Source organism: Pseudomonas sp. B15(2017), from assembly GCF_002113215.1.
Lineage (GTDB): Bacteria > Pseudomonadota > Gammaproteobacteria > Pseudomonadales > Pseudomonadaceae > Aquipseudomonas.
Genome location: NZ_NEJZ01000003.1, coordinates 429,972 through 443,959, shown reverse-complemented (window position 1 = coordinate 443,959; position 13,988 = coordinate 429,972). Strand labels below are relative to the sequence as shown.

11 protein-coding genes are annotated in these 13,988 nt (G+C 61.3%); 4 read left to right on the top strand and 7 right to left on the bottom strand.

The annotated features are described in order from the left end of the window. Positions 1-9 precede the first annotated feature (9 nt). From CAF73_RS07550 to argE, 3 genes are all read right to left on the bottom strand, one after another. On the bottom strand, positions 10-1,338 hold the full coding sequence (locus tag CAF73_RS07550) for an OprD family porin (protein ID WP_085696917.1): 1,329 nt from the start codon (positions 1,336-1,338) through the stop codon (positions 10-12). Positions 1,339-1,891: 553 nt separating this feature from the next. Continuing rightward, positions 1,892-3,190, bottom strand: a complete 1,299-nt coding sequence (gene argA / locus CAF73_RS07545; protein WP_085696916.1) for an amino-acid N-acetyltransferase — start codon at positions 3,188-3,190, stop codon at positions 1,892-1,894. A gap of 135 nt (positions 3,191-3,325) precedes the next feature. Continuing rightward, complete coding sequence (argE, locus tag CAF73_RS07540) at positions 3,326-4,474, bottom strand: acetylornithine deacetylase (RefSeq protein WP_085702364.1); 1,149 nt, start codon at positions 4,472-4,474, stop codon at positions 3,326-3,328. A 156-nt stretch (positions 4,475-4,630) separates the two neighbouring features. Between argE and CAF73_RS07535 the strand changes: the two genes are divergently transcribed. Next, on the top strand, positions 4,631-6,001 hold the full coding sequence (locus tag CAF73_RS07535) for an inorganic triphosphatase (protein ID WP_085702363.1): 1,371 nt from the start codon (positions 4,631-4,633) through the stop codon (positions 5,999-6,001). 150 nt (positions 6,002-6,151) lie between these two features. Here CAF73_RS07535 and CAF73_RS07530 read toward each other — a convergent pair whose 3' ends face one another. Further along, on the bottom strand, positions 6,152-6,622 hold the full coding sequence (locus CAF73_RS07530; protein WP_007951785.1) for an Lrp/AsnC family transcriptional regulator: 471 nt from the start codon (positions 6,620-6,622) through the stop codon (positions 6,152-6,154). A gap of 126 nt (positions 6,623-6,748) precedes the next feature. Here CAF73_RS07530 and CAF73_RS07525 point away from each other — a divergent pair, with 126 nt between their 5' ends. The 3 genes from CAF73_RS07525 to CAF73_RS07515 all read left to right on the top strand — a co-directional run bounded on the left by CAF73_RS07525 (position 6,749) and on the right by CAF73_RS07515 (position 9,349). Beyond that, positions 6,749-7,087 carry a hypothetical protein gene (locus tag CAF73_RS07525; protein ID WP_085702362.1) on the top strand — a complete coding sequence of 113 codons (339 nt, stop codon included), beginning with the start codon at positions 6,749-6,751 and terminating at the stop codon, positions 7,085-7,087. A 90-nt stretch (positions 7,088-7,177) separates the two neighbouring features. Next, a complete protein-coding gene (locus CAF73_RS07520; RefSeq protein ID WP_085702361.1) occupies positions 7,178-8,962 on the top strand; it encodes a GspE/PulE family protein in 1,785 nt (594 codons plus the stop codon). 69 nt (positions 8,963-9,031) lie between these two features. Continuing rightward, entirely contained in the window at positions 9,032-9,349 is a 318-nt protein-coding gene (locus tag CAF73_RS07515) for a DUF2388 domain-containing protein (RefSeq protein WP_085702360.1), read from the top strand. 103 nt (positions 9,350-9,452) lie between these two features. Here the strand turns inward: CAF73_RS07515 and gcvP are convergent, their stop codons facing one another. From gcvP to gcvT, 3 genes are all read right to left on the bottom strand, one after another. Beyond that, positions 9,453-12,326, bottom strand: a complete 2,874-nt coding sequence (gene gcvP, locus CAF73_RS07510; protein ID WP_085702359.1) for an aminomethyl-transferring glycine dehydrogenase — start codon at positions 12,324-12,326, stop codon at positions 9,453-9,455. 134 nt (positions 12,327-12,460) lie between these two features. Continuing rightward, the gene (gene gcvH / locus CAF73_RS07505; protein WP_085702358.1) at positions 12,461-12,844 is read right to left on the bottom strand and encodes a glycine cleavage system protein GcvH; all 384 of its coding nucleotides are present in this window, start codon (positions 12,842-12,844) and stop codon (positions 12,461-12,463) included. A 49-nt stretch (positions 12,845-12,893) separates the two neighbouring features. After that, the gene (gene gcvT, locus CAF73_RS07500) at positions 12,894-13,976 is read right to left on the bottom strand and encodes a glycine cleavage system aminomethyltransferase GcvT (RefSeq protein ID WP_085696909.1); all 1,083 of its coding nucleotides are present in this window, start codon (positions 13,974-13,976) and stop codon (positions 12,894-12,896) included. Positions 13,977-13,988: the final 12 nt, after the last annotated feature.

The window sequence follows — 13,988 nt, the reverse complement described above, 5'->3', positions numbered from 1 at the left end:
CAGCATTTTTTACAGGAAGCTATAGGTGTAGTTGAAGATCAGACGGGTCTGATCCTGATCGGCAATATTGATCTGGCTGCCACGATAAACACCATTGCGCAGTGTCACGCCGAAGCCTTTGAGTACGCCCTCTTGAACGGTGTAATCAATACGCATGTCTCGCTCCCACTCGGACATGTCGCTACCGGTACCGTTCGTTGCCTTGATGTTTTCGCCATGCAGATAAGCGATCGAGGCTTTGAGGCCCGGTACGCCCAGACCTGCGAAGTCATAGGAATACTGTCCGAAGGTAGTGTTTTCACCGGCACGGACAAAACCGTTAACCATGGCGTCAGTGAACAAATAGAAACTGGTTCCACCGGCACCTTCAGGACGACCGTTGCCATCCACCACGTTGCCTTGGTTCAAGTAGACGAAACCACCGTCATCGTTGACGCGTTGATGGCCGAGCAAGAACGCGTTGCCACCCAAGGTGTATGTGAACATGGCGCTCCAGGTCTTGTTATCGACCTCGCCCGGGTTCCTGGCATAACCACCGTTGTTATTGAAGCGGTAGCCTGCTTCCCCGTTCTTGCCATCGGAGCTGCTGTCAAAATAGCGGATATCGGTCTTGAACGACTGGTTGGTGCCGATCGGAAGAACATGCACCAGGCCGAAGAAGTTCTGCTTGTAATAATCCTGCAGGTTGGAGTGGTAGTACTGCAGGGTCAGGTCTTTGGTGACCTTCCAGTCGGCGCCTGCATAGCGGAACTGATTGCTGTCCTGCGTACCACCAGCCACTGCCAGGCCAGTGCTGTTTGTCGAGGCACGACCCACTGCATGCTCGAGCTGACCGGCGTTGAAGGTGACGTTGTCGATTTCCTTGGAGGTGACCGTGCCACCCTCGAAGGTTTGAGGCAGCAGGCGGCTATCGTTCGCGACCAGAATCGGCAAGTTAGGTTGCAGAGCACCACCCAAGTGAGCTTCGGTCTTGGACAGACGTGCCTTGACGTTACCCGCTATGCGGCTCCAGGAATGTGTTGCCGAGCCGTCGGAATCACTTGGGGAGAACGTGTTGCTGTCCGGGTGGTGCCCACGTCCACCATCCAGGTGAATGCCGCTGATCGCCTGCACATCCAGACCAAACCCGACCGTGCCCTGAGTGAAACCGGAGAGGTAATCGAACTTGAAGCCCTGCGCGGTCTCTTTCTGATCGGCGCCGCCATCACGGTTATCGTTGTTGTAGTACATGGTGCGGGAGCTCAGGGAAGCCTTGCTGTCTTCGATGAAACCCGCGGCACCTGCCTGCTGCGCCAATACCCCAAAGGCCACAGCCACGGCCAAGGTGGACTTATTCATTGTCAAGCTCCTCTCGTTTCTAATTCTTGTTTTCCCGGCCCGGATCGACGCCCGAGTCCCAAGGTTAGCGATTAGCGCCAGAGCGTGACCCACAAGTCAATCGTAACCATGTGTGTCTACGACCATAGTCTAATCTCCGGTTTTTGGTCCATGCAGTTTCATGAGTTCGTCATGAATCCGAAAAGAATTGATGTCTTCTTTTCTAATACCCTTTAGGAATTTAAACACCGCGTTTAAAGGCTCGAGTGCTCCCCACGCGAACGCGACGATCAATTTCTGAAGAGTATTTGAATCACCCTGTCGAGAGTGATTTGTGCTGAAGCAATCCGGAAACATTTCCATCACAACAACCGCCAACCCGCGCAATATCCAGATCAATTGTTACAGTTTGTGTATCGGGATATTTTTTTCACGCACAACGCATCCGCCTTGCCGAATTGACCTGGCTCGATGCAGCAATTGTGTTCAGTGACGTTGAATCAGGAGGAGTACTGCAGAAAGCGGCTGAGTGGGGAGCTTGCGGCCTGCATCAGCTGCCCCACAGCCTGATGAGTCAAAGCGTCTTTTCGAAGATCTTCGAATTGCGCTGATAGTTATAGAGCGAAGCCCGCGCCGCCGGCAGGCGCTCGACGCTGCTCGGTTCGAAACCGCGCTCGCGGAACCAGTGGGCCGTGCGGGTGGTGAGGACGAACAGGGTCTTCAGGCCCTGCGCCCGGGCGCGGGTTTCGATGCGCTCGAGCAGTTCGTCGCCACGACCGCCATGGCGATACTCGGGATTCACCGCCAGGCACGCCAGCTCGCCGGCATCCGAATCGGCAATCTGATACAGCGCCGCACAGGCGATGATCATTCCTTCACGCTCGACCACGCTGAACTGCTCGATTTCACGCTCCAGCACTTCACGGGAGCGACGCACCAGAATCCCCTGCTCCTCCAGCGGGCTGATCAGATCGAGCAAGCCGCCGACATCTTCAATAGCCGCCTCGCGCACCAGTTCGAATTGCTCCTGGGCCACCAGCGTACCGCCACCGTCACGGGTGAACAGTTCGGTCAGCAGCGCACCGTCCTCGGCATAACTGACGATATGGCTGCGCGCCACGCCGCCACGACAGGCTTCGGCGGCAGCATCCAGCAGTTCCGCCTGATAGTTGCTGCCCAGACGCTGCAAGTGCGCCGGCACCTGTTGCGGGCGCAGCTCACGCACCAGTTTGCCGTTTTCGTCGATCAGACCGGGGTCGGCACCGAACAGCAGCAGCTTGTCGGCACCCAGATCGATCGCAGCACGGGTCGCCACGTCTTCACAGGCCAGGTTGAAGATTTCACCGGTCGGCGAATAGCCCAGCGGCGACAGCAGCACGATGGAGCGCTCGTCAAGCAGGCGGTTGATGCCCTTGCGGTCGACCCGGCGTACTTCGCCGGTGTGGTGATAGTCGACACCTTCCAGCACGCCGATCGGCCGTGCCGTCACGAGGTTGCCGCTGGCCACCCGCAGACGCGAGCCCTGCATCGGCGACGAAGCCATGTCCATCGACAGGCGCGCTTCGATGGCGATGCGCAGCTGACCGACCGCGTCGATCACGCACTCCAGCGTCGCGGCATCAGTGATGCGCATGCCGTGGTGGTAGTGCGGGGTCAGGCCGCGGGCGGCGAGACGGGTTTCAATCTGTGGGCGAGAACCATGAACCAGCACCAGCCGCACGCCGAGGCTGTGCAGCAGCACGATGTCGTGGACGATATTGCCGAAATTCGGATGCTCGACGCCGTCGCCCGGGAGCATGACGACGAAGGTGCAATCGCGGTGAGCATTGATATAGGGAGACGCGTGGCGAAGCCAATTGACGTATTCGGGCATGAACCTGGGCCTGTAATAAATAGCAGCCGGAAAAGGGGCGAAACGGAAAACGCACAGCGGGCTGATGGTTATCGTCGGAACAGGCTTGGCGACACGCGCGCTCTCCTCATGAATACGGGTGGGTGTGTGGGCAATTTATACAGCTTTGAGACAGTAATGTTCGATCAACTGCCGCAATAGATGCACGGTAGGCTGCAAACGTGACATTTCGAGGTACTCGTCCGGCTGGTGCGCACAAGCGATGTCGCCGGGACCGAGGACGATGGTTTCGCAGCCAAGGCGCTGAAGATAAGGCGCTTCGGTGCCGAACGCTACCGCTTCGGCCGTGTGGCCGGTGAGTTTTTCGGCAATTCGCACCAGTTCCGCGTCTTCGGCCTGCTCGAACGGCGGCACTTCGGGAAACAGCGGTGCGTAATCGATCTTCACCTGATGGCGTTCGGCGACCGGATTGAGCCTGTGCAGAATCTCGCTGCGCAAGACCTTGGGGTCCATCCCCGGCAGCGGCCGCAGGTCGAACTCCAGTGAACACTGGCCGCAGATGCGGTTGGGGTTGTCGCCACCGTGGATACAGCCGAAGTTCATGGTCGGCTGCGGCACGCTGAACTGCGGGTTGTTGAATTCGCGCTGCCACAACAGGCGCAGGCCGCGCAGTTCGCCGATGGCGTCGTGCATCGCTTCGAGAGCGCTGAGTCCCAGACGCGGATCCGACGAATGGCCGCTCTGCCCGAGGATATCGATGCGCTCCATCATGATGCCCTTGTGCATGCGGATCGGCTTGAGCCCGGTCGGCTCGCCGATCACCGCCGCCCGGCCCAGCGGCCGCCCTGCTTCAGCCAGCGCCCTGGCACCGGACATCGAGCTTTCTTCATCGCAGGTGGCAAGGATCAGCAGCGGTTGCTTGAACGGCTGGTCGAGCAGCGGTTGCACGGCTTCGATGATCAGAGCGAAAAAGCCCTTCATGTCGCAACTGCCGAGGCCGACCCAGCGGCCATCGACTTCGGTGAGTTTCAGCGGGTCGGTTTTCCACAGCACATCGTCGTACGGCACCGTGTCGCTGTGCCCGGCCAGCACCAGCCCGCCGGGGCCGCTGCCGAAACTGGCGAGCAGGTTGAATTTGCCGGGGCTGACCTGCTGGATGTCGCAAGCGAAACCGAGGTCGCCGAGCCAGCCCGCGAGCAGGTCGATCACCGCCCGGTTGGACTGATCGAGGCCCGGCTGGGTGCAACTGACCGACGGCGCGGCGATCAGTGCAGCGAACTGGTCTTGCATGGACGGCAAAGGCATCGCTGACTCCAACTCCCGGATTGAGGTTCATCATAGAACCATCCGGCGCCGAGAATAAACCGCCGCAAAGCGTAGGAAGGTTCAGTCCTGTACACTGCACGACCTTGGCAGCCACACATTCCCCCGGCTGCGCTCCCGATCCTGGATTTTCCGGCCATGCAGAAAGAAACCGAAATCAAACTCCGCGTCAGCCGCGAAACCCTCGCCGCCCTGCGCGAGCACCCTCTCCTGAAAAAACGCAACAAAAGTGGCTGGGAACGCCGTGAGTTGATGAATCAATACTTCGACACGCCCGAGCGTGACCTGGCCCGGGCCAAAGTTGCCCTGCGCCTGCGCAAGGACGGCGAAGAAGTGATTCAGACCCTCAAGACCCGTGGCCAGAGCGTCGCCGGCCTGTCCGAGCGTAACGAGTACGACTGGCACCTGCCCAAAGCCAAGCTCGACGTGAAGAAACTCGACGGCGAGTGCTGGCCCGAGTCCCTTGCCGAGCTGGACAAGAAAACCCTGAAGCCGATCTTCACCACCGATTTCGTCCGCGAACGCGCCGAAATCGCCTGGGGCCGTGGCAAGACCAAAGTGGTCATCGAAGCCGCGCTGGACTTGGGCCACGTGGTGGTCGGCAAGCAGAAAGAAGAAATCTGCGAGCTGGAACTGGAACTGCGCGAAGGCGAACCTGCCGCACTGCTGGAACTGGCCGCCGAACTGGCCGAAACCCTGGCCCTGATGCCGTGCGACATCAGCAAGGCCGAGCGCGGTTATCGCCTGTACGACGCCAACAGCTACTCGCTGAGCCTGCCGGCGCCGGTCATTACCGCCGAAACGCCGCTGGACGACGCCTTCGCCGCCCTGGCCTGGCACTTGCTCGGCAGCAGTCAACGTCTGGCCGAACAGTATCGTTTCAACGGTCACTGGCGCCTGCTGCAGGACTGGGTCGAGAACCTTGCGGAAATGCGCGCCCTGCTGAGCAGCCTCGGCCAGGCCGCGCCCCGTCAGTCGACCCACGACTTGCGCGTTGCGTTGGATGCACTGCTGGAAGACTGGCGCCCGCTGGTACAGGTCGGCATCGAAGACGAAGACGTGCGCAAAGCCGCGCCGGAGCAGTTCCTCGAAGAACTGGAAGACCCGCGCTGGGGCCTGTTCTCGCTGAACGCTTCGCGCTGGTTGCTGGCCCGCACCTGGACGGCTGACCGCAACACCCGTGGCAATCGCCAGGGTGCCGCGCAGTTGCAAAGCTGGCTGCCGCGCCTGCTGGGCGAAGAAGCCACTTCGCTGCAATTGCAGCGTTATCAGCAGCAACCGGAAGATCTGGCCGAGCAACTGCCGCGCATCGAGCGCATCCAGGTCTGGCTGCACCACGCGCGCAACGTGCTGGACATCCCGGAAATGGATCGTCTGTACGGCGAGCTGAACAAACTGGCGCAACTGGCCAACGAGCCGACCATCACTGACGAACTGCTCGATGCACGCAAGCATCAGGCGATTGCGGTGTACCAGAATCGCGCCTGGAAAATGCTGCTGCGCATGTAACACCGCCATCGCCAGCAGACTGTGATCGTTCCCACGTCGAGGCGTCGAACCGTCTGCGTGGGAATGCCTCAATGGACGCTCTGCGTCCGCTTTGGGACGCGGAGCGTCCCGGGCTGCATTCCCACGCAGAGTGTGGGAACGATCATCAAATCAGCGCAGTACCGGCAGGCTCGTCGTCGACTTGATCTCCGACAACGCCACAATCGAATTCACTTCCTGAATCCCCGGCACCAGCGACAGCTTCTCGAAGAAGAATCGCTCATACGCCTCGATATCCGCCGCGACGATCCGCAGCAGGAAATCCACCGCCCCCATCAGCACATAACACTCCAGCACTTCGGGAAAGCCGCGAATCGCCTCGGTGAACTCAGTGAAGTTCGAGCGCCCATGGGCGTTGAGTTTGATCTCGGCGAAGATCTGCGTGTTCAGGCCGATCTTCTTGCGATCGAGCAAAGTCACCTGACCCCGAATGATCCCCTCCTCCTTCATCCGCTGAATTCGCCGCCAGCAGGGCGACTGCGACAGACCCACCTGTTCGGCAATCTGTGCGCTGGACAGGGAAGCGTCCTCTTGCAGCAACGCGAGAATGCGTCGGTCGTAGCTGTCCAGCTCACTGTGCATAAATAATCCTCGGAATCAGCCAATAGCGAATTGATCCAGCCGATCAATCGCGGAATCGGCTCATCTTAGATAAGAAATGCCCGGCATCGAATGTAAAAATTTCTCCACTGACTCCGGAGACCTGCCATGCCACACCTCGAAGCCGTCAACACCCCCGCGCCCCGTGCCGATGTGTGGAACGCCAGCAACCCTCATTGCCTTGCGCAATACCGGATCCTGGCCGAGGCCGAGCCGGATGTGCTGGTGCGGGTGCTGAACCTGTTCGGCTTGCAGTTCCTCACCCCGGAACAGGTCAATGTCCAGCGAATGGACGATTTGCTATCGATCGACATCGTCATGGGTGGCCTGAGCTGGCACCGCGCCCAGGTGATCGCGGAAAAACTTCGTAACCTGATCAGCGTCTGCTCGGTAAACCTGCAAAACCCCGACGCGGCGTGGGATGCGCCGGCGCAGGCGACCGGCTGACAAGAGCCGAAACGTCTTCGTCGGGTAGTGGCCCAACGGTCGGCGGGGCCACGACTATCCTTTGCGCACTGTCGTTCAAAAGGAGTCCGCATGCCCGTTCAACTTGCCACTCAGGACCGCTGGCTGGATCTCAATGAGGTACTGCGTGAACTGGTCGCCCAGGGTTTCATCTGCCAGGACTCGGCCGAGCAGGCGCTGAATGCCCGGCGCCGGCATGCCGCCCACGGTCAGAAGCACCCGCTGGAATTCATCGCCAGCCAGCAACTGGACGACCTCAGCCGTCCGGGCAAACACCTCGACCTGGAAAGCCTGACCCTGTGGCTGGCGCAGCAGGCCGGCCAGCCGTATCTGCGGATCGATCCACTGAAGATCAACGTCGCCGCCATCACACCGCTGATGTCCTATGCGTTTGCGCAGCGCCACAAGATCCTCGCGGTGTCGGTCGACCGCGACGCGGTCACTGTGGCCAGCGCCCAGCCCTACGTCAGCGGCTGGGAGGCGGATCTGACTCACGTCCTGAAACTGCCGATCAAACGGGTGGTGGCCAACCCCGCCGACATTCAGCGTTTCAGCGTCGAGTTCTTTCGTCTCGCCAAATCGGTCAGCGGCGCCAGCAATGCCGATGCGCAGGGCGGCAATCTCGGCAACTTCGAGCAACTGCTCAATCTCGGTGCCAGCGATCAGGAACCCGACGCCAACGACGCCCACATCGTCAATATCGTCGACTGGCTGTTCCAGTACGCCTTCCAGCAGCGGGCCAGCGATATCCACATTGAGCCCCGGCGCGAGCAAGGCACGGTGCGCTTTCGCATCGACGGCGTGCTGCACAACGTCTATCAATTTCCGCCGCAGGTGACGATGGCCATCGTCAGCCGCCTGAAAAGCCTCGGCCGGATGAACGTTGCCGAGAAGCGCAAACCCCAGGACGGCCGGGTCAAGACCAAGACCCCGGACGGCGGCGAAGTCGAGCTGCGCCTGTCGACCCTGCCCACCGCGTTCGGCGAAAAAATGGTGATGCGGATCTTCGACCCGGAGGTGCTGCTCAAGGATTTCGACCAGCTCGGGTTTTCCGCCGACGACCTGCGGCGCTGGCAGGACATGACCCGCCAGCCCAACGGCATCATTCTGGTCACGGGCCCGACCGGTTCGGGCAAGACCACCACGCTCTACACCACACTGAAAAAACTGGCGACCCCGGAGGTCAACCTCTGCACCATCGAGGATCCGATCGAGATGGTCGAGCCGGCGTTCAACCAGATGCAGGTCCAGCACAACATCGACCTGACCTTCGCCGCCGGCGTGCGCGCGCTGATGCGGCAGGATCCGGACATCATCATGATCGGCGAGATCCGTGACCTAGAGACCGCCGAAATGGCAATCCAGGCGGCATTGACCGGGCACCTGGTGCTCTCGACCCTGCACACCAACGATGCGCCGAGCGCCATCAGCCGCCTGCTGGAACTCGGCGTGCCGCATTACCTGATCAAGGCCACCGTGCTCGGGGTGATGGCGCAGCGACTGGTACGAACCCTGTGCCCGCACTGCAAGGCGCCGCTGACTCTGGACGAAGAAGACTGGCAAACCCTGACCCGGCCGTGGCAGGCGCCGCTGCCGGGCAATGCGCAACGGGCCATCGGTTGCCTGGAATGCCGCGACACCGGTTATCACGGTCGTGCCGGGGTCTACGAAATCATGCAACTGAGCGACAGCCTCAAGGCCTTGATCAGCACCGACACCGATCTCACCGCGATCCGCCGGCAGGCGTTCAAGGAAGGCATGCGCAGCCTGCGATTGTCCGGCGCACAGAAAGTCGCGGCAGGGCTGACAACCCTTGAGGAAGTGTTGCGGGTGACACCCCAGAGCGAGCAGAAATAGCCGCTCACGGAACCGGATCGGGGAAACGGCGATCCAACCGGTTATTCAACACCAGTGGAGTCACCCAACATGCATCTCAAACTTGCTGTCGCCACCCTTGCCCTGCTGTCTCTGCCTGTTGGTTCGGCAATGGCCGACAGCTTTTGGCGTAACGTCATTTCGTCCGGTGCCACCACCGGCTCGACCTACCTGACCTTCAAGGATCACAAACTGATCGTTGCCGCCCAGGACGATGCCGGCAGCTTCGTCGCCAGTGACGGCGGTATCCGTGGCCCGTACCTGGAAGCGGCGATGCAGAAAGTCCGCGCCGACAATCCGGGCCTGCAGGCAACGGACATGGAACTGGCGAACGCGATTCTGGCGAAGAACGCCGTGGCGTCGGAATAACTTTCCGGACAGACAAAAATGCCGCTCACACGAGCGGCATTTTTGTGCCCGCAGTTTCCGGTTCGCCCTGACCCGCTCCCACGGTCGAGGCATACGCGAAAGATCAGCGGTAATCGTCCACCGGCACGCAGGCGCAGAACAGGTTGCGGTCGCCGTAGACGTTATCGACCCGGTTCACCGCCGGCCAATACTTGTGCGCCTTGGTGTGAGCATCCGGCGTGATGCCCTGCTCGATGCTGTAAGGCCGATCCCACACGCCGGTGATATCGGCCAAGGTGTGTGGCGCCCGCTTGAGCGGGTTGTCTTCGGCCGGCCAGTTGCCGTTCTGCACCTCGGTGATTTCTGCGCGGATGCTCAGCATGGCGCCGATGAAGCGATCCAGTTCGGCCTTGGACTCACTTTCGGTCGGCTCGACCATCAGGGTGCCCGGCACCGGGAACGACATGGTCGGCGCGTGGAAGCCGTAATCCATCAGGCGTTTGGCGACGTCTTCCTCGCTGATGCCGGTGGCGGCCTTGAGCGGCCGCAGATCCAGAATGCATTCGTGGGCGACCCGCTCGTTGCGCCCGGTGTACAGAACGGGGAAAGCGCCGGACAGGTGCTGCGCCAGGTAATTCGCCGCGAGGATCGCCACTTCGCTGGCGTCCGCCAGTTGCGGCCCCATCATCGCGATGTACATCCAGCTGATCGGCAGAATGCTCGCACTGCCCCATGGGGCGGCGCTGACCGCTCCATTCTGCGGTTGCGGCCCGTCGATCGGAATCACCGGATGGTTGGCAACAAATGGCGCCAGATGCGCACGCACGCCAATCGGCCCCATGCCCGGCCCGCCTCCGCCATGGGGAATGCAGAAGGTCTTGTGCAGGTTCATGTGTGATACGTCGGCGCCGATGTCCGCCGGCCGCGCCAGCCCGACCTGGGCGTTGAGGTTGGCGCCGTCCATGTACACCTGGCCGCCGTGCTTGTGGATAACTTCGCAGATTTCGTTGATGCCTTCCTCGTACACGCCGTGGGTCGACGGATAGGTCGCCATCAGGCACGACAGCCTGGCGCCAGCCTCGGACGCCTTGGCTTTCAAATCTTCCAGATCAACGTTGCCGGCCTCGTCGCACTCGACAATCACCACGTGCATCCCGGCCATCTGCGCCGAGGCCGGGTTGGTGCCGTGGGCCGAGGAAGGAATCAGACAAATATCCCGCCCGCCCTGCTGGCGGCTCTCATGGTATTTGCGGATCGCCAGCAACCCGGCGTACTCGCCCTGGGCGCCGGAGTTGGGCTGCATGCAGATCGCATCGAACCCGGTGATCGCGCACAGCCAGCGCTCCAGCTCTTCGATCATCAGCGTGTAACCGACAGCCTGCTCCCGGGGAACGAACGGGTGCAGATTGGCGAACTGCGGCCAGGTGATCGGGATCATCTCGCTGGTGGCGTTGAGTTTCATGGTGCAGGAGCCCAGCGGGATCATCGACTGGTTGAGCGCTAGATCCTTGTTTTCCAGTTGCTTGAGGTAGCGCAGCATCTCGGTTTCGCTGTGGTGGGCGTTGAACACCGGGTGGCGCAGGTACGGCGTGCTGCGTTGCAGCGTGTCGGGAATGCCGGAGACCAGCGTTTCGCCGTCGAGATCATCGACGCTCAACCCGTGATCGGCGCCCAGCAGCACATCGAACAGCCTGGCCACGGTGGTTTCATCACAGGCCTCGTCGAGGCTCAGCCCCAGTTGGCCACGACCGAGGATGCGCAGGTTGATCTGCGCGGACCGGGCACTTTCAATGATCGCGGTTTGCGCCCCGCCGACGTCCAGCGTGAGGGTGTCGAAGAAGTGTTCGTTGAGGCGCTTGATGCCATGGCGTTCAAGTCCGGCGGCGAGAATGCAGGTCAGCCGGTGCACGCGCTGGGCGATTCGTTTCAGTCCTTCCGGGCCGTGATAGACCGCATAGAAACTGGCGATGTTGGCCAGCAACACCTGGGCGGTGCAAATGTTCGAATTGGCTTTCTCCCGGCGAATGTGCTGCTCGCGGGTTTGCAGGGCCATGCGCAGCGCGACGTTGCCACGGGCATCTTTCGACACGCCGATGATCCGCCCGGGAATTGCCCGTTTGTATTCCTCGCGACTGGCGAAAAACGCCGCGTGCGGGCCTCCATAACCCATTGGTACACCGAAGCGCTGGGATGAGCCGAACACCACGTCCGCACCCAGTTCGCCCGGCGGGGTCAGCAGCAACAGGCTGAGCAGATCCGCCGCCACGCAGGCCAGCGCCTGCTGCGCGTGCAGGTGGTCGATCAGCGGCCGCAGGTCGCGAACTTCGCCGTGGGTGTCGGGGTATTGCAGCAGCGCGCCGAACACCTGGTGCTGCTTCAAGTTATCCACAGTGTCGACGATCAGCTCGAAACCGAAGCCTTCGGCGCGGGTCTGCACCACGGAAATGGTCTGGGGATGACAGTTTTCGTCGACGAAGAACAGATTGCTTTTTGACTTCGCCACCCGCTTGGCCAGAGCCATGGCTTCCGCGGCGGCAGTGGCTTCATCGAGCAGGGAGGCGTTGGCCAGTTCAAGGCCGGTGAGGTCGATGGTCAGTTGCTGAAAGTTGAGCAACGCTTCGAGCCTGCCCTGGGCGATTTCCGGTTGGTAAGGCGTGTAGGCGGTGTACCAGCCGGGATTTTCCAGCACGTTACGCAGGATGACGGTCGGCGTCAGGGTGCCGTGGTAGCCCATGCCGATCAGGCTGGTCCAGACCTGATTCTGTTCGGCATAACCGCGCAGCTTGGCCAGCGCCGCCTGTTCGTCCAGCGCCGGCGGCAGGTCCAGCTCGCGGTTGAGGCGAATGCCCGGCGGCACGGTCTGTTCGATCAGTTCGACCCGGCTGCCGAGGCCGAGGCTGTCGAGCATCGCCTGCTGCTCGGCGGCATCCGGGCCGAGGTGGCGGCGCAGGAAGGCATGGGGATCGCGTAACTGGCTCAGGGATGGCAACTGGGACATGACGGGCTCTCTCTTGGCTGGCGGCTCGGCGTCAATGCAACACGGTCAAACCAGCATAGCAGCCACCCCGACGGCAAAAGTCCCGGGCAGAAAAAAGCCCCGACGGGTCGGGGCCTTGGGATCTGGCCTGCAGCTTATTCGCCGATGGCGGCCTTGTAGGCGGCAGCGTCGAGCAGTTTGTCCAGCTCGGACTTGTCGCTTGGCTTGAGCTTGAAGATCCACGCGGCGTACGGATCGTTGTTCAGCTCTTCCGGCGAACCGGCCAGGTCTTCGTTGACGGCAATCACTTCGCCACCAACCGGGGAATAGATGTCGGAAGCAGCCTTGACCGATTCGACGACGCCGGCGGCATCACCGGCGGCGAACACCTTGCCCACTTCTGCCAGCTCGACAAACACCACATCACCCAACGCTTCCTGGGCGTGATCGCTGATGCCCACGGTGACAGTGCCGTCGGCTTCCAGGCGCGCCCATTCATGACTTTCGGCAAAACGCAGTTCAGCTGGGATGTTGCTCATGCTCGGTGTCCTCAAGAAATTGTCAGCGGTCGTGCCCGCCGGAAAAGGTTTAGATCAAGGTTTTGCCGTGACGGACAAAGGTCGGTTTGACCACGCGTACCGGATACCACTTGCCACGGATTTCCACTTCGGCGCGGTCGGCAGTCGCCATCGGTACACGCGCCAGGGCAATCGACTTGCTAAGCGTAGGAGAGAAACTACCACTGGTGATCTCTCCTTCGCCAACATCTGCGATACGAACCACCTGATGCGCACGCAAAACCCCGCGTTCCTCAAGCACCAGGCCGACCAGTTTGTGCTGCACGCCGGCGGTTTTTTCCGCTTCCAGCGCATCACGTCCGATGAATCGGCGCGTGGCCGGTTCCCAGGCGATGCTCCAGGCCATGTTCGAGGCCAGTGGCGAAACGTCCTGATGGATGTCCTGACCGTAGAGGTTCATCCCCGCTTCCACCCGCAAGGTGTCGCGAGCGCCGAGGCCAATGGGAGAAATGCCGGCGCCCACCAGATCGTTGAAAAATCCCGGAGCCTGATCGGCCGGCAGGGCGATTTCCAGACCGTCCTCACCGGTATAGCCGGTGCGCGCAATGAACCAGTCGCCGTCGACGTGGCCTTCAAAAGGCTTGAGCATCTGGATCAGATTGGCGCGGGACTGGGTCACCAGTTCGGCAATCTTGTGCCGGGCATGGGGGCCTTGAATGGCGAGCATCGCCAGCTCGGAGCGTTCGTGCATTTGCACATCGAAGCTGCCCAACTGTGCCTGCATCCAGGCCAGATCCTGATCGCGGGTGGAGGCGTTGACCACCAGGCGATAACCGTCCTCGAGACGGTAGACGATCATGTCGTCGACGATACCGCCGCGCTCGTTGAGCATGGTGCTGTACAACGCACGGCCGGGGCTGTGCAGACGTTCGACGTCGTTGGCCAGCAAATGCTGGAGCCAGACCTTGGCCTGGGGGCCGGTGACATCGATCACGGTCATGTGGGAAACATCGAACACCCCGCAATCGCGACGCACTTCGTGATGCTCCTCGACCTGCGAGCCGTAATGCAGGGGCATGTCCCAACCGCCAAAATCGACCATCTTCGCGCCAAGGGCGAGATGCAGGTCATACAGAGGCGTACGCTGTCCCATGGGTTTCTCCTT

Coding starts and splice junctions, on each gene's coding strand:
- CAF73_RS07550 (WP_085696917.1), bottom strand. CDS start 1,338: ATGAATAAGTCCACCTTGGCCGTGGCTGTGGCCTTTGGGGTATTGGCG.
- argA (WP_085696916.1), bottom strand. CDS start 3,190: ATGCCCGAATACGTCAATTGGCTTCGCCACGCGTCTCCCTATATCAAT.
- argE (WP_085702364.1), bottom strand. CDS start 4,474: ATGCCTTTGCCGTCCATGCAAGACCAGTTCGCTGCACTGATCGCCGCG.
- CAF73_RS07535 (WP_085702363.1), top strand. CDS start 4,631: ATGCAGAAAGAAACCGAAATCAAACTCCGCGTCAGCCGCGAAACCCTC.
- CAF73_RS07530 (WP_007951785.1), bottom strand. CDS start 6,622: ATGCACAGTGAGCTGGACAGCTACGACCGACGCATTCTCGCGTTGCTG.
- CAF73_RS07525 (WP_085702362.1), top strand. CDS start 6,749: ATGCCACACCTCGAAGCCGTCAACACCCCCGCGCCCCGTGCCGATGTG.
- CAF73_RS07520 (WP_085702361.1), top strand. CDS start 7,178: ATGCCCGTTCAACTTGCCACTCAGGACCGCTGGCTGGATCTCAATGAG.
- CAF73_RS07515 (WP_085702360.1), top strand. CDS start 9,032: ATGCATCTCAAACTTGCTGTCGCCACCCTTGCCCTGCTGTCTCTGCCT.
- gcvP (WP_085702359.1), bottom strand. CDS start 12,326: ATGTCCCAGTTGCCATCCCTGAGCCAGTTACGCGATCCCCATGCCTTC.
- gcvH (WP_085702358.1), bottom strand. CDS start 12,844: ATGAGCAACATCCCAGCTGAACTGCGTTTTGCCGAAAGTCATGAATGG.
- gcvT (WP_085696909.1), bottom strand. CDS start 13,976: ATGGGACAGCGTACGCCTCTGTATGACCTGCATCTCGCCCTTGGCGCG.